General features: G+C 48.6%; 19 protein-coding genes and 2 pseudogenes. 9 read left to right on the top strand and 12 right to left on the bottom strand.

Going from position 1 to position 20,157, the window contains the following annotated elements:
• Nucleotides 1-210: 210 nt before the first annotated feature.
• The 4 genes from rsp to hdtA form a co-directional block, all read right to left on the bottom strand.
• Nucleotides 211-4,515 (bottom strand): IncHI-type conjugal transfer protein RSP, encoded by a 4,305-nt coding sequence (gene rsp, locus O1722_RS24210; RefSeq protein ID WP_001232109.1) that lies wholly within the window; start codon nt 4,513-4,515, stop codon nt 211-213.
• A 119-nt stretch (nt 4,516-4,634) separates the two neighbouring features.
• Nucleotides 4,635-5,189 carry a plasmid transfer protein gene (locus O1722_RS24205; protein WP_000235773.1) on the bottom strand — a complete coding sequence of 185 codons (555 nt, stop codon included), beginning with the start codon at nt 5,187-5,189 and terminating at the stop codon, nt 4,635-4,637.
• Nucleotides 5,190-5,197: 8 nt separating this feature from the next.
• Nucleotides 5,198-5,623: a hypothetical protein gene (locus O1722_RS24200; RefSeq protein ID WP_000836981.1), complete on the bottom strand. Its 426-nt coding sequence runs from the start codon at nt 5,621-5,623 to the stop codon at nt 5,198-5,200.
• On the bottom strand, nt 5,613-6,065 hold the full coding sequence (hdtA, locus tag O1722_RS24195; RefSeq protein WP_000952689.1) for a H transfer determinant A: 453 nt from the start codon (nt 6,063-6,065) through the stop codon (nt 5,613-5,615). The genes O1722_RS24200 and hdtA overlap by 11 nt, the downstream gene beginning before the upstream one ends.
• Before the next feature lie 443 nt (nt 6,066-6,508).
• Here hdtA and O1722_RS24190 point away from each other — a divergent pair, with 443 nt between their 5' ends.
• Nucleotides 6,509-7,477 carry an IS5-like element IS903B family transposase gene (locus tag O1722_RS24190; protein ID WP_072201439.1) on the top strand — a complete coding sequence of 323 codons (969 nt, stop codon included), beginning with the start codon at nt 6,509-6,511 and terminating at the stop codon, nt 7,475-7,477.
• Nucleotides 7,478-7,533: 56 nt separating this feature from the next.
• Here the strand turns inward: O1722_RS24190 and O1722_RS24185 are convergent, their stop codons facing one another.
• Together O1722_RS24185 and parM are read right to left on the bottom strand one after the other, a co-directional pair.
• The gene (locus O1722_RS24185) at nt 7,534-8,172 is read right to left on the bottom strand and encodes a hypothetical protein (RefSeq protein ID WP_012695436.1); all 639 of its coding nucleotides are present in this window, start codon (nt 8,170-8,172) and stop codon (nt 7,534-7,536) included.
• 11 nt (nt 8,173-8,183) lie between these two features.
• Nucleotides 8,184-9,221, bottom strand: a complete 1,038-nt coding sequence (gene parM, locus O1722_RS24180; protein ID WP_000818954.1) for a plasmid segregation protein ParM domain-containing protein — start codon at nt 9,219-9,221, stop codon at nt 8,184-8,186.
• Nucleotides 9,222-9,584: 363 nt separating this feature from the next.
• Here parM and O1722_RS24175 point away from each other — a divergent pair, with 363 nt between their 5' ends.
• From O1722_RS24175 to O1722_RS24165, 3 genes are read left to right on the top strand one after another with little or no spacing between them, the layout of a single operon-like run.
• Nucleotides 9,585-10,532 (top strand): metallophosphoesterase, encoded by a 948-nt coding sequence (locus O1722_RS24175; RefSeq protein ID WP_000718595.1) that lies wholly within the window; start codon nt 9,585-9,587, stop codon nt 10,530-10,532.
• Nucleotides 10,529-11,365: a hypothetical protein gene (locus O1722_RS24170; RefSeq protein WP_000700976.1), complete on the top strand. Its 837-nt coding sequence runs from the start codon at nt 10,529-10,531 to the stop codon at nt 11,363-11,365. The genes O1722_RS24175 and O1722_RS24170 overlap by 4 nt, the downstream gene beginning before the upstream one ends.
• Nucleotides 11,358-11,879, top strand: a complete 522-nt coding sequence (locus O1722_RS24165) for a hypothetical protein (RefSeq protein ID WP_000598517.1) — start codon at nt 11,358-11,360, stop codon at nt 11,877-11,879. The genes O1722_RS24170 and O1722_RS24165 overlap by 8 nt, the downstream gene beginning before the upstream one ends.
• A gap of 161 nt (nt 11,880-12,040) precedes the next feature.
• Here the strand turns inward: O1722_RS24165 and O1722_RS24160 are convergent, their stop codons facing one another.
• On the bottom strand, nt 12,041-12,745 hold the full coding sequence (locus O1722_RS24160) for an IS6-like element IS26 family transposase (RefSeq protein ID WP_001067855.1): 705 nt from the start codon (nt 12,743-12,745) through the stop codon (nt 12,041-12,043).
• A 136-nt stretch (nt 12,746-12,881) separates the two neighbouring features.
• Here O1722_RS24160 and O1722_RS24155 point away from each other — a divergent pair, with 136 nt between their 5' ends.
• Nucleotides 12,882-13,742 carry an extended-spectrum class A beta-lactamase SHV-12 gene (locus tag O1722_RS24155; protein WP_002904004.1) on the top strand — a complete coding sequence of 287 codons (861 nt, stop codon included), beginning with the start codon at nt 12,882-12,884 and terminating at the stop codon, nt 13,740-13,742.
• A gap of 20 nt (nt 13,743-13,762) precedes the next feature.
• On the opposite strand, the gene O1722_RS24150 is transcribed toward O1722_RS24155, so the two are convergent.
• Complete coding sequence (locus O1722_RS24150) at nt 13,763-14,524, bottom strand: DeoR/GlpR family DNA-binding transcription regulator (protein WP_002210513.1); 762 nt, start codon at nt 14,522-14,524, stop codon at nt 13,763-13,765.
• A 261-nt stretch (nt 14,525-14,785) separates the two neighbouring features.
• Between O1722_RS24150 and ltnD the strand changes: the two genes are divergently transcribed.
• From ltnD to O1722_RS24135, 3 genes and pseudogenes are all read left to right on the top strand, one after another.
• The gene (ltnD, locus tag O1722_RS24145; RefSeq protein ID WP_002903955.1) at nt 14,786-15,688 is read left to right on the top strand and encodes an L-threonate dehydrogenase; all 903 of its coding nucleotides are present in this window, start codon (nt 14,786-14,788) and stop codon (nt 15,686-15,688) included.
• Nucleotides 15,689-15,699: 11 nt separating this feature from the next.
• Nucleotides 15,700-16,952 (top strand): annotated as a pseudogene (otnK, locus tag O1722_RS24140) (3-oxo-tetronate kinase).
• A pseudogene (locus O1722_RS24135) lies at nt 16,945-17,280 on the top strand (class II aldolase/adducin family protein); the annotation flags it as partial. The pseudogenes otnK and O1722_RS24135, both read left to right, overlap by 8 nt.
• Before the next feature lie 41 nt (nt 17,281-17,321).
• Here O1722_RS24135 and O1722_RS24130 read toward each other — a convergent pair.
• The 4 genes from O1722_RS24130 to O1722_RS24115 all read right to left on the bottom strand — a co-directional run bounded on the left by O1722_RS24130 (nt 17,322) and on the right by O1722_RS24115 (nt 19,898).
• On the bottom strand, nt 17,322-18,026 hold the full coding sequence (locus O1722_RS24130; protein WP_001067855.1) for an IS6-like element IS26 family transposase: 705 nt from the start codon (nt 18,024-18,026) through the stop codon (nt 17,322-17,324).
• Between the two features lie 75 nt (nt 18,027-18,101).
• Nucleotides 18,102-18,602 (bottom strand): GNAT family N-acetyltransferase, encoded by a 501-nt coding sequence (locus tag O1722_RS24125; protein WP_000376623.1) that lies wholly within the window; start codon nt 18,600-18,602, stop codon nt 18,102-18,104.
• Nucleotides 18,603-18,729: 127 nt separating this feature from the next.
• Nucleotides 18,730-19,569, bottom strand: a complete 840-nt coding sequence (gene sul1, locus O1722_RS24120; protein ID WP_000259031.1) for a sulfonamide-resistant dihydropteroate synthase Sul1 — start codon at nt 19,567-19,569, stop codon at nt 18,730-18,732.
• Nucleotides 19,563-19,898: a DMT family transporter gene (locus O1722_RS24115; RefSeq protein WP_052238321.1), complete on the bottom strand. Its 336-nt coding sequence runs from the start codon at nt 19,896-19,898 to the stop codon at nt 19,563-19,565. Before O1722_RS24115 ends, sul1 begins: the two co-directional genes overlap by 7 nt.
• Between O1722_RS24115 and hypA the strand changes: the two genes are divergently transcribed.
• Nucleotides 19,791-20,156 carry a hydrogenase maturation nickel metallochaperone HypA gene (hypA, locus tag O1722_RS24110; RefSeq protein ID WP_025999322.1) on the top strand — a complete coding sequence of 122 codons (366 nt, stop codon included), beginning with the start codon at nt 19,791-19,793 and terminating at the stop codon, nt 20,154-20,156. The genes O1722_RS24115 and hypA overlap by 108 nt on opposite strands.
• Nucleotide 20,157 lies beyond the last annotated feature (1 nt).

The following is a 20,157-nucleotide window of genomic DNA, read 5'->3' as shown; positions in this document are numbered from 1 at the left end:
CCATGTTTTTCAACGCTCGGAAGTCTGCAAACCAACCTAATATTCACCTATAAGAATGTTAATTCCTCAGCATGTATACGCAGCTTTGTTAGCGGCCATGAAAGATGCCTTTGGAGCAAAGTTACTTTCCGACATTAATTTTTCAAAGGTCCAATTATTGGGTATAAAAAAGCCGGGACATAATGTCCCGGCTTTATATTTAAAAATTAACTACTCACTGCTTGGTATTGATACAGTGTTTTCAGACTTACTTGCCTCTTCAGCCGGTCCGAAAACTGTCACGTGCTGTGTTGCAAAGTCTCCACTATCATCATAAGCAATTACTTTTATGTCCTGCTTACCACGGTTAAGGTTTTTAGAAAGTGTAGCCGTACTACCGAAAACGTTCCTTAATTCGCCGTTGATGAACCATTCATATCTAACCATTTTTCCATCAGTATCATCACATTTATTGGTAAAGCTCCAGCTTAGGTTGGTTTCCGTGTAGCTCAATGTACAATTAGGCACTGCGTTTTTAACGACATCAAACTCAACAGATGCTGAACCTCTCTGTCCAAGTTTACTAACAACATCAATTGTAATCTCGTATTTCTTTTCTTTTAAACCCGAGATCAGTTGAGCCCAATAATTTTTGCCGCTGGGTATTACTTCACCGTTCACCTTGTATGTGACCGTATCTATCGAGTCCGCCGAATGAGATAGCTTGATGTTTGACCTTAAGGTTACATCGAGTGGAGCTCTCATATATTTGTTAGAGAACTTGGGTGTCATCTCAACGTTCATTGGCGTTTGTTCATCGACAACAAAGGTATTTTCGATACGCTGTTCATTGTTTCGGTTATCTTTGAAAACAACCATCAATGTATATTTGCCAGGATTTTCAATTGTAAATTCTTTGGTGTCACCTTCATCTTTAGTGATTACCAGATTCTCTTTGTCGTAGATCCATTCACGGGAATAAGTAACACCAGGATAGTCTCCATCCTTAATACCGCTCAACGCAACGCGTAGGGTGGTCGGTGCCATGTCGTATTTAAGTTTGGAGCTTATTTTCATCTCGGGAAATTTATAAACCCACGATTTGACAGAAACTCTACGGGTAGAAACCGTATTCTCCTTATTGTCCGCTAACCATGCACTGTATTCAAAAGCAGCATATCCCTGTTTATCCAACATTTGCTCAGTAAGGGTAACAGACAGTGAAGAGCCCTTAAATGTCTGGCCATCCGGTGTTTTCCATTCTTCAACTACGTTATTACCATTCTGGTACTTACTGTTAGGGTTCGTGAACTTACCTTCCAAAGTAACTTTTTGACCAACCTCTACCTTTGAAACCCCCGTTACCGAGACAGAAAGGCGCTTGGGTTTTGCGGCTGCCAACCGAGCAGACGTTTCCTTCCATGAAGACTCCTCTGCCAGTTCATCGGAATCAAGGTAACGCATCCGGGCATAAATCGTAGACGGTAGGGTATCAGCTGAAGCCACAGTGTAAGTTGTATCTCCCTGCACCCAGTTGACTTTATCCTCTGACCAGAGAACCTCAGCGGTGCCTGCTGGTATAGGTTCATCGTTATCAAGCAGGGTTACAGGTATATCTGAGCCCTGAAGAATGTCTGTAACATCTATACTGAGCTTAGGCTGCTTGTAGGTAACTACCGTTAAGGCATCTGTGTAGGAAATCTTGGATGTGAATTTATTAGTCATTTTTGCCCTATAAAGCCACTTTCCTACTTCTGTCTTTTTGATACTTACACTTCTCTTTCCGGTCATGTCGGAAAGCATGGTCCAGGTTTGACCATTATCAGAGGACTGCTGCCATTCGGTGGGGGCGAGTGCATCAGAGTTAGCCGTACTGGCAGATTTGAAGCTTACCAGAGTACTAAGTGGGATCCTTCCGATAATAAGGCTTTTCGACAGGTTACCCTCCAGTTCCTCACCTTTATAGATTCGAATGCCTACAGCACTGGTCTCACGTTTCATTTCAAAATCAGAGAATGGCGATCTGACCTTAGCCACACCAACCAGACGCATATTACCCAGATCCATATTTTCAATTTTAATCTTGGTTTCGACAATGCCCGCATCATTGACCGGCAATGCTTCAGTCAGCGCAGTTCTTTCGTATGTAGTTTTATAACGGCCTGTTTCTGGATCTTTGCCGTATACACTTTTTTGAGAGTATATCGTGACGTCCCATTCTCCCATTGTTTTACGGTCAAATGCACTTTTACGTGTGGAGTTGTTATAACGCCCCACTGTTACCTTTAAGGGCACTTCAAGAGATGTGGCTGTTTTTTTGTCATCCACTTCCATCGATGCTCGAATATTGAAATCAGGCACCGTATATACGTTGAGGGTGTCTGTAGTTCTTAATTCTGGATCCTTTGAGTATTCTACAGCTATGTCAAAGACGTTCTTTGTCCACAATGGTGCAGCAGCAACCTTGACCCTTTGTACAAAGGTCGTTGCATCGTTGTTTGAGGAACGATTTTTAAATGACGTTTTGACAGCCTCAGAGCCGTTTTGAGAGACGATCATCGTAACGTCAGCTGGTACCACCTTCGCTAATATTCGAGCGGCCTCCCCCCCGGTCGTATAAGCCAGAGCAGTGTTCGGATTGATGCCTGCTATGACTTTATTCTTTTTGTAAGAGATGATCGGGTTGTATGGTAATTGTGTGGTCAGAGTACGGCGATTCCTTGCGGAAACCGCTTTAGAGCCCTTCCCGTTAATCATATAGACTTGATAGTCGAGCAGATTCTCACCTGTTTTATTAAAGAATCCAGTTAGACCCGGGGTACGTCCTTTAAAATAGAACTCCAACCCATCAGGGACATTGTTCCACTGAGGGTAGCATGCTGTAACATCTGATTTTTCCCCATACCAGGCGAGGTAAGCATTCGCATTTTCCTCTGTGGTAAACAGAGTGCATTTATCACCAGCTGTTTGACTAAGCAGGTCCGTATACTGACGTACGCGCGAGTAAAGAGTTACGTTTTTTTCCAGATTCTTAAGAGTGAATCCAGTAGGTTGATAAGTGAACACGGTACTGAAATTTACGTTTTTTCCATAAAGGTTTTCAGCCACCACAGTAATCTCGTGATCCGAATTAACTGCTAAATCGTCTCCAACCGGCAGGTAGTAAATACCTTTATAATTTGTAGGTGTTAACGAAACTACTTTGTTGTCTATTGTTACTGATTTTATGTCAGCAACCCCAGCCTGCCCCTGGAAAGCTGCAACGATAATCTCGTTCAGGAAGTATACGGGTGCTCGTTTAGTTAATACCTGCCCATCTTTGAGAACCATAAGCGTTGGGTTATCAGACAGCATCAGTTTGCTTTCAGGCTCAGTGTACGTAGAAGAGTTTTTGCTCGTATTTTCTACTGTAAAAGTCGCTGCGTAGGACCCGTTTATAAGATCCGTTAAGTCAAAGATATAGAGGTACTCATCACCGACTTTTTGAGGTCCACTTACCGGCTGTAAAGTTCTACGTAAAGGGGTTGCCCAGGACTGTTTGAAATCAATCTCAGTGCCATCATCTAAAGTCACTTTAGTCGTCGGCTTAAACACGCCATCCGGAGTCATAGTGAGCGACATAGCTGTTGGGAGCCACCATTCACCTTCTGTTTCTTGCTGGGGTACCTTAACGGCCACAGCAACGGTTTTGGCTCCGGTATAGATGTCCTGGCCACCTACTTTGATTGTTTTAGCCTCATCGGTAAAATTCCAAAGTGTATGGTCTACTACAGGAGGCCGATAATCCCAGTTAACAACAAGCTTTTTGGATTCAGGAGGTGCGAAATAATTATTCTTAGAGTTTGCTGTAATTGTGATATCACGTGAACCCAAAAGTTCATCTGTATCACTGGCCTTAATGCTTCCAACTTCAATGGTACAGGAAGTTCCGCCAATAGGTACTTCACAGGCGGAGCCTGAACCTATTGAGATGTATTGAATATAATTGCGGGGTTCAACAGAAACAGCGATATCTTTGATCGCTTCATCCTTTAAATACGATTTGAAAGAAAAGCCGTCATAGACTAATCCGTTCAGGGATGATTTAAGACCGGTGATAGTTGGTTTTACCGGTGCCACACTTTTGATTGAATATTCACCTTTTACTATTTCAACTTTTTTCCGTTCAGAACCAGAGAAGTAAGAAATCTTGTAAGGTAGTTTTAAATCACCGGTGGTGTTGGGAACGCCTGAAAGAGTGAAGCCGTTAGAAGTTAATCCCAAGGTATTGGGTAACCACTCGAAAAAACAAACGAGGTTATCAACAGAGGAAGTCGCTCGATCATCAACCGTTACATTACAGGCTGTGCCTGCACCTGAGGCAGTGATAGTGTTAGAATTAACGTATGCAACAAAGTCGCCCGGCCCCGGGTCAAAGGATACGGCTGGCAAATCAGCCTGTAGCTTTCCTGAAATCATAATCGCTTCAGCATAGACCGCTTTAATCGGAGCAATTAAAGAAAACAACAGGGCTAAACCTAAACCTGATTTTCTCATGACGAATACCTGTTTTTCTGAGCAAAATTAAACTCACTTTACGATGAAAAACAGAAATATCCGTTCGTATAACATTTAAAAAAACCTGTATTTTTCCGTATATTCCGTATGTTAATGCGCTATTTTGAATTCTTGGCTTCAGATAAGCGAAGCGCGGTAATTATAGACTCGGAGCTTACCCAGGGCGTTTTTTGAGCAAGATATCCAAGTATGTAGAGGCCAATTTTAACGCAATCCATTTGTGAGACGGGGACCATGTGCATGAAGGGTTTTAAGCCATCTTTATCGACTGGAACTATCCCTGCGGATAACAACAAACCGCCCCTCTCGTTTGGGGTAACGCTTATATTTTTGTATACGACGTGGCCATGATGTGAGGTTTTCCTCTTATCAATCTTTAAAGTATGCATGATTCTAAGAAATACAGATGCCATCTGCATAACTTCATTCGTCGACAATTTTAGAAGTACAGAACGGTTTGAGCCCCAGTCATAATCTTTTTTTGCGTTCCTTGGAGCGACGTGCAATGTAAGATAATAATTATCAATCTCATTTGAAAAAGGTGAAGGTTTTGATGAGCTAACATCTTCATTGTTCATCTCAATGACAAGGGCTGCATCCTGACCAAATGCTTTAACATTATGGTTTTTAAGAGCGAAGTCTGAAGTTGCCATATAAAAAGTCACTTTTGATAAAACCACATACCGCCTAATGATTCATCATCGGCAAGATGCTTGAAATTTGATAGTGTAAATCCTGTTTTGGTTTCAGAAATCACCAGGCTGTAAGATGCCGTATGTACAAGGCGAGAATTGTTTAGATCAAGATCATCACAAAAACCAGGGCTTTTGACGGGGTCAGCCTTTTCAACAAAAGTTACTTTTGAAGCGATGCCGTTGATCACGATTTTCTCGTTATCAGCAATTTTAATGTTTAAAGAAGGCGAGCTTTTATCACATGGCAGGAAGAGTGATGTCTTTTTAAATGTGTTTCCAGTGAAGTCCAAAAGGTCAGGTTTAACCGGAACATTGTTTAGGATTTTATAAACTCCAGCAAATGCACATAACACAACAAAACCAGATAAAACATATCTAATCTTAGACTTCATCCCCCAGTTCCTCTCCTAAAAGTTTTAACGCGCTTACGCACATAAGCCTCAACTGATACAGTAAGTTATCAGCGGTTATTCCACCAACGAAGGTAACTGTACGTCGTATTGATGCTCCGCCAGGCTCGCACTGGATATGGCCAATACCAGAATCACGGAGGAAGTCATTTTCTGCACTTACAAGGTCTGACTCTACAGGTGGAATGATAACTTCAATGAGTATTGTATCAACTGGGGCCCACTCCCAATCGAACTTAAGAGAGGAAATTGGGGATATAGAAACAAGAAGCTCATCAATATTAAAAATTACGGGTTTTATTCCCATAACCTCAGACTGAATGAAGTGGCTTTCTACCATAACTACCGGAAACTCTGAAATAGTCAGAACTCCGATTAACTGGTCTCGGCGTAAACCATGTATTAGTGAGTTGCGAGATAGCATTCGATCAGCCTTTATTATAATAATCAATCATTTGGGACAAGGACAAAAGGGATTACAGAAACGAAGATTCTACATGAACATCGTTGTCAGTGACCTTAGGTCCATCGGGTATAAGGGTATCAAAAAATCCTTACATAACCATTAAACCACAAAGACTTTTTACGTAAAATAATAATTAAGTACCAGATTTATTAAGATAATTCTTAGGTTTTTTACAAATTTAGGAAAAATCCGCACTTCCTGTAACAGCATCCAAATTAACCTAAAATACCGTTTCATTAACAGTAATTTTACAGATTCAGCTGAAGCCTGAGTTTATTATAACAAAAAAAAGGCCAGCAAGTATGCTGGCTTTCCTGGTAAGACAAGTTGAACTCAGAAGTCGATTGTACTGTCTCTCACCTATCTTGCGGCTTTGTTGAATAAATCGAACTTTTGCTGAGTTGAAGGATCAGATCACGCATCTTCCCGACAACGCAGACCGTTCCGTGGCAAAGCAAAAGTTCAAAATCACCAACTGGCCCACCTACAATAAAGCCCTCATCAACCGTGGCTCCATAACTTTCTGGCTGGATGATGAAGCTATTCAGGCCTGGTATGAGTCAGCAACACCTTCTTCACGAGGCAGACCTCAGCGCTATTCTGACCTTGCCATCACGACTGTGCTGGTCATTAAACGCGTATTCAGGCTGACCCTGCGCGCTGCGCAGGGCTTTATTGATTCCATTTTTTCTCTGATGAACGTTCCGCTACGCTGCCCGGATTACAGCTGTGTCAGCAGGCGGGCAAAGTCGGTTAATGTCAGTTTCAAAACGCCCACCCGGGGTGAAATCGCACACCTGGTAATTGATTCCACCGGGCTGAAGGTCTTCGGTGAAGGCGAGTGGAAAGTCAAAAAGCATGGCCAGGAACGCCGTCGTATATGGCGAAAGTTGCATCTGGCAGTTGACAGCAACACACATGAAATCATCTGTGCAGACCTGTCGCTGAACAACGTTACGGACTCAGAGGCCTTCCCCGGGTTAATCCGGCAAACCCACCGGAAAATCAGGTCAGCCGCCGCCGATGGCGCTTACGATACCCGGCTATGTCACGATGAACTGCGGCGTAAGAAAATCAGCGCGCTTATCCCTCCCCGAAAAGGTGCGGGTTACTGGCCCGGTGAATATGCAGACCGTAACCGTGCAGTGGCTAATCAGCGAATGACCGGGAGTAATGCGCGGTGGAAATGGACAACAGATTACAATCGTCGCTCGATAGCGGAAACGGCGATGTACCGGGTAAAACAGCTGTTCGGGGGTTCACTGACGCTGCGTGACTACGATGGTCAGGTTGCGGAGGCTATGGCCCTGGTACGAGCGCTGAACAAAATGACGAAAGCAGGTATGCCTGAAAGCGTGCGTATTGCCTGAAAACACAACCCGCTACGGGGGAGACTTACCCGAAATCTGATTTATTCAACAAAGCCCTATCTTGCCAAAGTCGCTAGTCGCTTGTTTGCCTTAGCTTTAGATTTTATGCTTATGGAGGCGGTTTGATTTTCATCCGATACTTTTTCTAGCACTGGCACCACAGAGGAAATGGACTTTTCTTTTGAAATTTTGGATGCACCTGAAGAAAGTGGGCTTTCAGATGGTATAGAGGTATCGCTTCCCTCATTTTCAATCTTCACACCAAAGCAGGCATGTTCCTTTTGTACAAGGAAGGTTTCTTTTACAGAAACAGAATCCTGCTTTGAATTATCTAATTGTAGAGGTGTTAAATACTCCTTAAACTTTTGATCTAAGACATTCTCTAGCAATACATTAATAGGAGGCTTAGGTTCAGTATCTATAGTATTTCCATCATTCAGAAACCTATTAAGATCTGCAAGTGTTAATCTTTCGTTTAAACCATTTATAAAATTTGCCAAGTCAGGAAATAAATTATTTAATACCAACCCGGTACTAATAGCCGACCTAATTAAATCCAGTTGGTCACCCCTATGACAAAGTTCTGTTTTTTTCAAGAAACTATAAACATAGGGTGCTTTTCTTTCGGATATCCAGAAAGACCGGATCTGAATCCGGTCGTTATCTGCCTTATTTGAGATAGGGTATTTAGCCATGTTCTAGCTCATTATTCTGAATAAATAGTATCAGCAATTGCCAAAGATAATGCGAACTGCGGATTGTCTACCATGATAACTTTAGCCGTTTCAAAATGTTTACGAATAGCTGTTTCGATGAGATATGAACCTCCCCCAACAAGGAAAACATTATGAGGCCTCTCTTCGACTTGTGTAACCGCTCTGATTACTTTACTTTGCAACTTCTGTACCGCAGAGTTTACCGCATCAAAAACACCGTCACGCTTGTCCTCTGCAACCTTCAAAGCTGATTTATCATGACGATTATCAACAAGATGATGAATGTAAGCATTACTCGTATTCAGTTTCTCAGATTCAAGATACCTGCTGATCTCATCGTAAACAATAGAACAACCAATACGGTCAAAACCTTTTACTTTCGAAATCTGTTCTAATTGCCCAGTAATACTTGCAACATCAAGAGTAGTACCACCAAGATCAATTACCAAACTTGATTCAAATGAAGCAATATCCTCAATTTCATCTGCCCGGGTCACAGCTGGTAAAGATTCAGGGAAAACAGTCACAGACAAAACGTTAAAAGAATAGCGTTTACCGTCAAGATAACGCTCTACTGGTTTCATCAGATTATCTTTTTTTCTCTGAATATTTTCAATATTCGTTTCCCCTAAAGCAGTATAGAACTGGCTAAGTGGTAAAGTAACAAAGAGGTGAACATCCTGAGGAACTAAACCAGAAGCATGAAGTGCATGGTGAACATTTAACCGGCTAATTTCATCGTATTGGTGAGATACATCAGTCGATTCCAGTGAGTTACTAGATTCGCTGTGATGCGAAAACCTTTCCAGCCCATCAATAAGATAGTTAAAAGGATTGAGACCCTCATGGCGAACACGGAAATCTGGAACAAAACTATTTTGTGTAAGCAAGGGAACTAATTCGTTTCTTTCATTAAGACAAACCAGTTTTGCAGCTTTACTTCCATCATCGACAACGATTTTTAAAGCTTCAGTGATATCCTGCACTGATGGTGAAACAGGACTTTCAGATTTTAATAGTTCAGCCATAAAAACTCTCTTTTATTAATAGGACCATATTAGATATTAACTTTATACATTAATGGTGACCTATTATCAACATTAACACTATTAAAAAAATACGTAAGTCTATGTTATTTCAGCATCCTTCCATTTTAAATACCTTACCGTTAAATTTCCTGTATTCATGTATTAACCATGTTTATAAAGGAGCCAATTATAATCAGAAAGTTACTTTGCATCCTAAGTATGAACTGTTTGAGAGCCAGGACTGGGGCCTTTACCTGTAAGTAACAAAGGTCCTTAGGCTTAGAATCCAAAATGACGCCTTTTTGTAAAAAAATCATAGTTCGAAATACCGTATCATCGATGTAAACATACGTAGAGGAATTTATGGCAGCTGAGCACGTCCAAACTATAGACCTTACAAACTTCTCCGGAAGGATTTTCTTTCTGGCAGATCCTCATGGACATTACTCTGCGCTGTGCAACTTGATCCAATCAGTTACAAAGCCAGAAGAAGAGATAGTAATTTTCTCTACTGGAAATTTGTTTGACTATGGGCCGGAACCCATAGAATTGATGAAGGCGATAAACAGTGGCTTTTTCGATGGACGTTTTGTGAGGCATTTCTCAGCTGCCGGAGCCGGAGAAGAAATGTTAAAAAAATTGTTACCATTAAACAAAGACCGGAGAACATTTTACCCCAGCACATACCTCAATGAGAGATGGTGTGTAATGGGCGGAAAGTGGCATAAAGCTGTGAATCGTTACTATTTAGAGGAAGAGGTAAAAAAACTTCTTAATACCCAGCTTGGTACGATGATGCAGATTTTACTAAAAGGCGATATAAAAATTGGGGTTTGCCCTTCTGATTACGCCCCTATCCGCACATCATTCACTGATACTTATAATGCGCTTCAAGCATTCAACTATGCCAATGTGAATATTTTTCAGAGCCAGTTTCTATTCGGTATGGACCATGCCGTAATACCAATGATGATAAATGACGTCAACCTTATGGTCCTAGGTAGGAATCCTGTAAACAGCATTCGAAAAGCCCATGGTCGTACTCAAAACAATCTTCCAGTACTGATCGGTAATTGTTTGCATATAAATACTGGATCACTCTATATGTCAAAATTAGAAGACCAGGTAATAGTTGCTCCGGGTATACCGCAAACTGACTCACCAGCACTTACATTAGTAGAAATAATCATGAAGAACAATCCAGTTTTATTGTGTCATCAGCTAATACAAACAACAAACAAGTTTTATTCACTTAAAACCTATCCTTTAGAACTCGATTCGATTGAAAACAACATTGAGGTAACAAGATGAAGATAAATTGGAAGATTATCTCAATTTCAACATTACTTTTGCATCTTCACGCAGCAGCTGCACCACATCAAGAGAAAGAGCATAGAAAAGATGCTTTTTCTTCTGCCGCACAGAAAAGTGATTCACTTATATCTGCTAAAGCGGAGCTTATAAACGGAAGGTGGTTTATAAATGGTAAATATAGGCCTGTTCTAAAGACCAGCATGACCAAAACCAATTTCTTAGAAATCATGAATGTTTCAAATAAAGAATCACTTTTTATTGTGATACCAAAACTTGAGTATAATATCATTGCCAAAAATAAAATCTTACTAAATGAAAAAATTGCATTAAGCGAAGGCACATCCGGAAAAAGCATTGTTTGGGTCGAGCCAAAATCAAGTCTAACTATATCGTTTATAAATGACCTTGCTAATACGCCCCTTCAGGCTATCGTTTCGATCACAAGAAACAACAAAGATATAATTGCCATCTTTGGACCGGATCAGGGTAAAGGGTTTACTCTTCCCGGAAATACGTCTAATGATCAAGTGTCCGTTCCTGACTATTCTGACCTAAATATAAAAAAACTTAACATACCTCAAAGTGTTGGTAATCCAGTAACCATCAATCCTAAAGAGAAGAATTACCTCTTAGTTGGACAAGGAAAATATGAAATCTTATCTCTTCCTAAATATCAACATTTAGTATTTTCTGAACCCGTTTATATTGAGAAAAGAAAAAATATCCTCGGTGGTTATGGTTATTGGACGAAAGAAACAATTCTCTACCCCGGTGAATCATTATCTTTTATAACGAGCGCCAAAAACAATCTAAGGAAGCGGGATGATTAAAGTTATCACACTTTTATTGTTTGCATTACTGACTGGTTGTCAGTCAGTAGAAAGTAAAATCGAAGAACTCCCGACAGTTGGTTTTGACCCTATTCTATACAATAAAAGTGAGGCCTTTACTGACGGAAAAGTTACTTTACGTGTCGAAAGTTCAGGAACTGATGTTTGGCTTGTCGCCAAGAATGGAACCAGAAGTTTTATTGAGCTTTCAGGCCTAACGCTAGGTGGTAGTCGTTGTGCTTACAATGCCCGTAGTAAGCAACTTTTGCCCCCAGGCAGCGTAAGCACATTCGTAGTTCCTACGGTTGGAATGCTTGGACTTTGCTTCAACAATGAAGATCAACTTATGTTTATTAACCGTGCTTTTAGCAGAATCTCTCCCAAAGCAAAAGGAAAAGATTCGCTTTCGCTTTTATTTTCTGTTAGTTACGATTTTCCCGGAAAAGCGGACCTAATTACTAACCACGATTTTCAAGAGTTATATCTTTTATTTTTGAATGAGGATAATCTATGAAACAAACATTAATTGTTATTTTAATATGTTTTTGTCACACGGCTTTAGCATATCCATACCGTATCTATACTGTCCCGGAAGGGGCATTAGTAAAAAACATACTAACTAAGGCACTGTTGCAAAGTTAGCGATGAGGCAGCCTTTTGTCTTATTCAAAGGCCTTACATTTCAAAAACTCTGCTTACCAGGCGCATTTCGCCCAGGGGATCACCATAATAAAATGCTGAGGCCTGGCCTTTGCGTAGTGCACGCATCACCTCAATACCTTTGATGGTGGCGTAAGCCGTCTTCATGGATTTAAATCCCAGCGTGGCGCCGATTATCCGTTTCAGTTTGCCATGATCGCATTCAATCACGTTGTTCCGGTACTTAATCTGTCGGTGTTCAACGTCAGACGGGCACCGGCCTTCGCGTTTGAGCAGAGCAAGCGCGCGACCATAGGCGGGCGCTTTATCCGTGTTGATGAATCGCGGGATCTGCCACTTCTTCACGTTGTTGAGGATTTTACCCAGAAACCGGTATGCAGCTTTGCTGTTACGACGGGAGGAGAGATAAAAATCGACAGTGCGGCCCCGGCTGTCGACGGCCCGGTACAGATACGCCCAGCGGCCATTGACCTTCACGTAGGTTTCATCCATGTGCCACGGGCAAAGATCGGAAGGGTTACGCCAGTACCAGCGCAGCCGTTTTTCCATTTCAGGCGCATAACGCTGAACCCAGCGGTAAATCGTGGAGTGATCGACATTCACTCCGCGTTCAGCCAGCATCTCCTGCAGCTCACGGTAACTGATGCCGTATTTGCAGTACCAGCGTACGGCCCACAGAATGATGTCACGCTGAAAATGCCGGCCTTTGAATGGGTTCATGTGCAGCTCCATCAGCAAAAGGGGATGATAAGTTTATCACCACCGACTATTTGCAACAGTGCCAACGCCGGGTTATTCTTATTTGTCGCTTCTTTACTCGCCTTTATCGGCCTTCACTCAAGGATGTATTGTGGTTATGCGTTATATTCGCCTGTGTATTATCTCCCTGTTAGCCACCCTGCCGCTGGCGGTACACGCCAGCCCGCAGCCGCTTGAGCAAATTAAACAAAGCGAAAGCCAGCTGTCGGGCCGCGTAGGCATGATAGAAATGGATCTGGCCAGCGGCCGCACGCTGACCGCCTGGCGCGCCGATGAACGCTTTCCCATGATGAGCACCTTTAAAGTAGTGCTCTGCGGCGCAGTGCTGGCGCGGGTGGATGCCGGTGACGAACAGCTGGAGCGAAAGATCCACTATCGCCAGCAGGATCTGGTGGACTACTCGCCGGTCAGCGAAAAACACCTTGCCGACGGCATGACGGTCGGCGAACTCTGCGCCGCCGCCATTACCATGAGCGATAACAGCGCCGCCAATCTGCTGCTGGCCACCGTCGGCGGCCCCGCAGGATTGACTGCCTTTTTGCGCCAGATCGGCGACAACGTCACCCGCCTTGACCGCTGGGAAACGGAACTGAATGAGGCGCTTCCCGGCGACGCCCGCGACACCACTACCCCGGCCAGCATGGCCGCGACCCTGCGCAAGCTGCTGACCAGCCAGCGTCTGAGCGCCCGTTCGCAACGGCAGCTGCTGCAGTGGATGGTGGACGATCGGGTCGCCGGACCGTTGATCCGCTCCGTGCTGCCGGCGGGCTGGTTTATCGCCGATAAGACCGGAGCTAGCAAGCGGGGTGCGCGCGGGATTGTCGCCCTGCTTGGCCCGAATAACAAAGCAGAGCGCATTGTGGTGATTTATCTGCGGGATACGCCGGCGAGCATGGCCGAGCGAAATCAGCAAATCGCCGGGATCGGCGCGGCGCTGATCGAGCACTGGCAACGCTAAGCCGGCGGTGGCCGCGCGCGTTATCCGGCCCGCAGCACCTCGCAGGCGTGCCGGGCGATATGACTGGCGGCGGCATCGGAAAGATGCCGGTCGGTAATGATGGTGGTGAACCGGGTCAAAGGTAACGCCATAAACGTGGCCACCTGATTGTATTTCGAACTGTCGCACAGCAGGATGCTTCTCGCGCTGACCTGGCTGACGGTCTCCTTGACGGTAACCTTGTTCTCATCAGGGGTGAATATCCCGCGACTGTCCCAGCCGCTGGCGGAGATAAAGGCCGTATCGATAGCCAGGTGGCGTAACGTACGCGCCGCCGATTCGCCCACGCAGGAGCGGTTCTCCCGGCACAGAGTGCCGCCGGTGTGGATCACGCCGCACTGGCTGGCATCGATCAGCAGCTGGGTTATCTCAAAATCATTGGTGACCACCTGGAGATCGTTCCGGTCGAGGATCGCCCGCGCCAGCGCCAGGGTGGTAGTCCCGGCATCCAGATAGATGCAACTGTTTTTAGCGATATGACTCGCCGCCAGCGCGCCGATCGCCTGTTTCTCCTCACTCTGCAGCGTGCTTTTCACCAGATGACTGGGTTCCGCGGCCAGCCGGCTGACGGCGCGTACGCCGCCCGAGACGCTGACCAGCAGCCCCTGCTCCTCCAGTTTACTGACGTCCCGACGGATGGTCATATGGGACACGCCGAGGATCTCCGTCAGCTCGTTAATGCTTACCGCCCCACGCTGCTCCACCAGGGCTAAAATACGCTGATGTCGTTCTATTGGAATCACCGCTCTCCCCTTACCATTTTTTCACACCAGGCGTCACCACCCAGGCTACGGCCCTGGCGACACCCGGTGTTGTTATCGCGCTTTGCCGCTGTTTTTTACGCTATTTTAGGGCAAGAATCGCCGCTGTGCAGCCTCTTTCCGCCTGTGAATTTTTTATATTCATGTGGGTTATTCGTGATAACTCTCACATAAATTCACATGATAACGCTTTATTCTATCATTAAATCACATTAATTAACTAATGTTCACAAGGAGACCAGCATGGCTGCACACACTAACGTCTGCGTGATTGGACTGGGTTCAATGGGCATGGGCGCCGCCCGCGCCTGCCTGCAGGCGGGCCTGAACACCTGGGGCGTTGACATCAATCCCGACAACTGTCGCGCACTGCTGGCGGCGGGCGCCAAAGGCGCGGGCCCCAGCGCGGTGCCGTTCGCCGCGGAACTGGATGCAGTTGTGCTGCTGGTGGTCAATGCCGCCCAGGTGCGGGGGATCCTGTTCGGCGAGAGCGGCCTCGCCGCCCATCTGAAGCCGGGCACCGTCGTGATGGTGTCGTCCACCATCGCCTCCGCCGATGCTCAGGCCATTGCCGAGGCGCTGGCGGAGTACCAGCTATTGATGCTCGACGCGCCGGTATCGGGCGGCGCCGTGAAAGCGGCCGCCGGCGACATGACGGTGATGGCCTCCGGGAGCGATGCCGCCTTTGCCCGACTCGCGCCGGTGCTGGACGCCGTGGCCGGCAAAGTCTACCGCATCGGGAGCGACATTGGTCTTGGCTCGACGGTAAAAATTATCCATCAGCTGCTGGCCGGGGTGCACATCGCCGTTGCCGCCGAAGCGATGGCGCTTGCCGCCCGCGCCGGGATCCCACTGGAGACGATGTATGACGTGGTCACCCACGCGGCGGGTAATTCCTGGATGTTTGAGAATCGCATGCAGCACGTCCTGGATGGCGATTACTCGCCAAAATCCGCTGTCGATATTTTTGTCAAAGATCTCGGGCTGGTGAATGACACTGCCCGGGCGCTGACCTTCCCGCTGCCGCTCGCTACCACCGCGCTGAATATGTTCACCTCCGCCAGTAATGCCGGATTCGGTCGGGAAGATGACAGCGCGGTGATCAAGATTTTCAACGGCATCACCCTGCCGGGCCATAAACAGTGAGGAGAGACAACATGCAGCTTGGTGTCATTGCCGATGACTTCACCGGCGCCACGGATATTGCCAGCTTCCTCGTGCGCAACGGCATGCCGACGGTGCAACTGAATGGCGTGCCGACCCGCGATATTCCGCTGACCAGCGAGGCGGTGGTCATCAGCCTGAAAACCCGCTCCTGCCCGGCGGAAATGGCCGTCAGCCAGTCGCTGGCGGCCCTGCGCTGGCTGCAGGCCCAGGGCTGTCAGCAGTTTTATTTCAAGTACTGTTCCACTTTCGACAGCACCGCGCAGGGCAACATTGGCCCGGTGCTGGATGCCCTGCTGGCCGAGCTGGGTGAGACGCGGACGGTGATTTCCCCGGCGCTGCCGGTTAACGGCCGCACGGTCTATCAGGGATATCTGTTCGTCGGCGAGCAACTGCTGAATGAGTCCGGGATGCGCCACCATCCGGTGACGCCGATGGAGGATGCGCACCTGGGCCGCTTAATTGAGCGCCAAGGGCGCGGAAAAGCCGCGCTGATTGCCTGGCCGATTGTCGCCCGGTCGCCGCCGCGCTGGCGGCAGTCAACGATCCGGCGGTGCGCTATGTGGTGCTCGACGCCCTCAGCGAACAGGATCTGCTCACCCAGGGCGTGGCGCTGCGGGAGATGAAGCTGGTCTCCGGCGGTTCCGGCCTCGCCATCGGCCTCGCCCGCGACTGGGCGCAGCGCCATGGCGCCAGGGGGGAAAGCGCTCAGGCCGGCATGCCGCTGGCCGGTCCGGCGGTGGTGCTCTCGGGCTCCTGCTCGGTGATGACCAACAGCCAGGTGGCGGCCTATCGTCAACAGGCCCCCGCCCGCGCCGTCGACTTAAGCGCCTGCTTTACCGATCTGGAGAGCTACGTCAGGACGCTGACTGACTGGGTGGACGCGCAGCGCGATGCGCCGCTGGCGCCGATGATCTATGCCACCACCGAGCCGCAAACGCTGCAGCGGATCCAGGCGCAGTATGGCGACAAGGCCAGCAGCGAACGGGTGGAACAGCTGTTTGCCGCTCTTGCCGCCGCCCTGAAGGCGAACGGATTTACCCGCTTTATTGTGGCCGGAGGGGAAACGTCGAGCATTGTGGCGCAGACCCTGGGGGTTGAGGCGTTCCATATTGGGCCGACCATCTCCCCTGGCGTGCCCTGGGTGCGTGACACCCGCCAGCCGCTCTCCCTGGCGCTGAAGTCAGGTAACTTCGGCGATATCCAGTTCTTTGCCCGTGCCCAGCAGGAGTTTCGTCATGACTGAGCAACAACTGCGAGAGGAAATGGTGCAGATTGGCGCCTCGTTGTTTAGCCGCGGCTATGCCACCGGCTCCGCTGGCAATCTGTCGCTGCTGCTGCCGGACGGCAACCTGCTGGCGACGCCGACCGGCGCCTGCCTCGGCGAACTGCAGGCTCAGCGGTTGTCGGTGGTGACGCTGCAAGGGGAATGGATCTCCGGCGACAAACCGTCGAAAGAGGTCACTTTTCACCGGGCGGTCTATTTGCACAACCCGGCCTGCAAGGCGATCGTCCACTTGCACAGCCACTATCTGACCGCGCTCTCCTGCCTGCAGGGGCTCGGGCACTGTTGCAAAGTTAGCGATGAGGCAGCCTTTTGTCTTATTCAAAGGCCTTACATTTCAAAAACTCTGCTTACCAGGCGCATTTCGCCCAGGGGATCACCATAATAAAATGCTGAGGCCTGGCCTTTGCGTAGTGCACGCATCACCTCAATACCTTTGATGGTGGCGTAAGCCGTCTTCATGGATTTAAATCCCAGCGTGGCGCCGATTATCCGTTTCAGTTTGCCATGATCGCATTCAATCACGTTGTTCCGGTACTTAATCTGTCGGTGTTCAACGTCAGACGGGCACCGGCCTTCGCGTTTGAGCAGAGCAAGCGCGCGACCATAGGCGGGCGCTTTATCCGTGTTGATGAATCGCGGGATCTGCCACTTCTTCACGTTGTTGAGGATTTTACCCAGAAACCGGTATGCAGCTTTGCTGTTACGACGGGAGGAGAGATAAAAATCGACAGTGCGGCCCCGGCTGTCGACGGCCCGGTACAGATACGCCCAGCGGCCATTGACCTTCACGTAGGTTTCATCCATGTGCCACGGGCAAAGATCGGAAGGGTTACGCCAGTACCAGCGCAGCCGTTTTTCCATTTCAGGCGCATAACGCTGAACCCAGCGGTAAATCGTGGAGTGATCGACATTCACTCCGCGTTCAGCCAGCATCTCCTGCAGCTCACGGTAACTGATGCCGTATTTGCAGTACCAGCGTACGGCCCACAGAATGATGTCACGCTGAAAATGCCGGCCTTTGAATGGGTTCATGTGCAGCTCCATCAGCAAAAGGGGATGATAAGTTTATCACCACCGACTATTTGCAACAGTGCCCCCGAACGGACGTTAGATTTCGAGTTCTAGGCGTTCTGCGATGAAGGTTGGATCCCAGCCGGGATTGAAAGTGTCGACGTGGGTGAATCCGAGCCGCTCGTATAGGCCACGCAGGTTCGGGTGGCAGTCGAGCCGCAGCTTGGCGCACCCCTGCGTTCGCGCGGCATGGCGGCAAGCCTCGATCAGCGCGGAGCTGACACCCCGGCCCGCATGTGTCCGTCGCACCGCGAGCTTGTGCAGATATGCGGCCTCCCCCTTGAGGGCGTCGGGCCAGAACTCGGGATCCTCGGCCGACAAGGTGCAACAGCCGACGATGCCGTCGCTGCAACTCGCGACTAGGAGCTCGGATCTCAGGACGAAGGTCTCCGCGAATGTCCGGTCGATCCGCGCGACGTCCCAGGCGGGCGTTCCCTTGGCGGACATCCACGCCGCAGCGTCGTGCATCAGCCGCACAACCTCGTCGATATCACCCGAGCAGGCGACCCGAACGTTCGGAGGCTCCTCGCTGTCCATTCGCTCCCCTGGCGCGGTATGAACCGCCGCCTCATAGTGCAGTTTGATCCTGACGAGCCCAGCATGTCTGCGCCCACCTTCGCGGAACCTGACCAGGGTCCGCTAGCGGGCGGCCGGAAGGTGAATGCTAGGCATGATCTAACCCTCGGTCTCTGGCGTCGCGACTGCGAAATTTCGCGAGGGTTTCCGAGAAGGTGATTGCGCTTCGCAGATCTCCAGGCGCGTGGGTGCGGACGTAGTCAGCGCCATTGCCGATCGCGTGAAGTTCCGCCGCAAGGCTCGCTGGACCCAGATCCTTTACAGGAAGGCCAACGGTGGCGCCCAAGAAGGATTTCCGCGACACCGAGACCAATAGCGGAAGCCCCAACGCCGACTTCAGCTTTTGAAGGTTCGACAGCACGTGCAGCGATGTTTCCGGTGCGGGGCTCAAGAAAAATCCCATCCCCGGATCGAGGATGAGCCGGTCGGCAGCGACCCCGCTCCGTCGCAAGGCGGAAACCCGCGCCTCGAAGAACCGCACAATCTCGTCGAGCGCGTCTTCGGGTCGAAGGTGACCGGTGCGGGTGGCGATGCCATCCCGCTGCGCTGAGTGCATAACCACCAGCCTGCAGTCCGCCTCAGCAATATCGGGATAGAGCGCAGGGTCAGGAAATCCTTGGATATCGTTCAGGTAGCCCACGCCGCGCTTGAGCGCATAGCGCTGGGTTTCCGGTTGGAAGCTGTCGATTGAAACACGGTGCATCTGATCGGACAGGGCGTCTAAGAGCGGCGCAATACGTCTGATCTCATCGGCCGGCGATACAGGCCTCGCGTCCGGATGGCTGGCGGCCGGTCCGACATCCACGACGTCTGATCCGACTCGCAGCATTTCGATCGCCGCGGTGACAGCGCCGGCGGGGTCTAGCCGCCGGCTCTCATCGAAGAAGGAGTCCTCGGTGAGATTCAGAATGCCGAACACCGTCACCATGGCGTCGGCCTCCGCAGCGACTTCCACGATGGGGATCGGGCGAGCAAAAAGGCAGCAATTATGAGCCCCATACCTACAAAGCCCCACGCATCAAGCTTTTGCCCATGAAGCAACCAGGCAATGGCTGTAATTATGACGACGCCGAGTCCCGACCAGACTGCATAAGCAACACCGACAGGGATGGATTTCAGAACCAGAGAAAGAAAATAAAATGCGATGCCATAACCGATTATGACAACGGCGGAAGGGGCAAGCTTAGTAAAGCCCTCGGTGCGGCGGACATTATCCGCGAACAGGCTGAACAGCACGGCATTGCGCGGGTAACGGATGTCTGGCTGGAAGTCGGCGCACTGGCGGATGTTGAGGAGAGTGCACTGCATTTCTGTTTTGATATCGCCTGCCGTGATACCGTGGCGCAGGGCTGCACACTGCATATTGATGTTATCCCGGCACAGGCATGGTGCTGGGATTGCAGCCGTGAGGCCGAAATCATGCAGCACGCCGGATGCTGTCCGCACTGCGGCAGTGAACGGCTGCGCATCAGTGAAGGTGATGATTTGCGGGTAAAAAGCCTGGAAGGTGAGTGAG

Source organism: Enterobacter cloacae complex sp. HYC003_NIDB, assembly GCF_056673375.1.
The sequence above is the reverse complement of the archived record's forward strand: the minus strand, read 5'-3'. Positions and strand labels throughout refer to the sequence as shown.

Coding starts and splice junctions, on each gene's coding strand:
- O1722_RS24125 (WP_000376623.1), bottom strand. CDS start 18,602: ATGGACAGCGAGGAGCCTCCGAACGTTCGGGTCGCCTGCTCGGGTGAT.
- O1722_RS24160 (WP_001067855.1), bottom strand. CDS start 12,745: ATGAACCCATTCAAAGGCCGGCATTTTCAGCGTGACATCATTCTGTGG.
- O1722_RS24165 (WP_000598517.1), top strand. CDS start 11,358: ATGATTAAAGTTATCACACTTTTATTGTTTGCATTACTGACTGGTTGT.
- O1722_RS24130 (WP_001067855.1), bottom strand. CDS start 18,026: ATGAACCCATTCAAAGGCCGGCATTTTCAGCGTGACATCATTCTGTGG.
- O1722_RS24155 (WP_002904004.1), top strand. CDS start 12,882: ATGCGTTATATTCGCCTGTGTATTATCTCCCTGTTAGCCACCCTGCCG.
- sul1 (WP_000259031.1), bottom strand. CDS start 19,569: ATGGTGACGGTGTTCGGCATTCTGAATCTCACCGAGGACTCCTTCTTC.
- O1722_RS24200 (WP_000836981.1), bottom strand. CDS start 5,623: ATGAAGTCTAAGATTAGATATGTTTTATCTGGTTTTGTTGTGTTATGT.
- hdtA (WP_000952689.1), bottom strand. CDS start 6,065: ATGCTATCTCGCAACTCACTAATACATGGTTTACGCCGAGACCAGTTA.
- O1722_RS24185 (WP_012695436.1), bottom strand. CDS start 8,172: ATGGCTAAATACCCTATCTCAAATAAGGCAGATAACGACCGGATTCAG.
- O1722_RS24170 (WP_000700976.1), top strand. CDS start 10,529: ATGAAGATAAATTGGAAGATTATCTCAATTTCAACATTACTTTTGCAT.
- O1722_RS24175 (WP_000718595.1), top strand. CDS start 9,585: ATGGCAGCTGAGCACGTCCAAACTATAGACCTTACAAACTTCTCCGGA.
- parM (WP_000818954.1), bottom strand. CDS start 9,221: ATGGCTGAACTATTAAAATCTGAAAGTCCTGTTTCACCATCAGTGCAG.
- ltnD (WP_002903955.1), top strand. CDS start 14,786: ATGGCTGCACACACTAACGTCTGCGTGATTGGACTGGGTTCAATGGGC.
- rsp (WP_001232109.1), bottom strand. CDS start 4,515: ATGAGAAAATCAGGTTTAGGTTTAGCCCTGTTGTTTTCTTTAATTGCT.
- O1722_RS24205 (WP_000235773.1), bottom strand. CDS start 5,189: ATGGCAACTTCAGACTTCGCTCTTAAAAACCATAATGTTAAAGCATTT.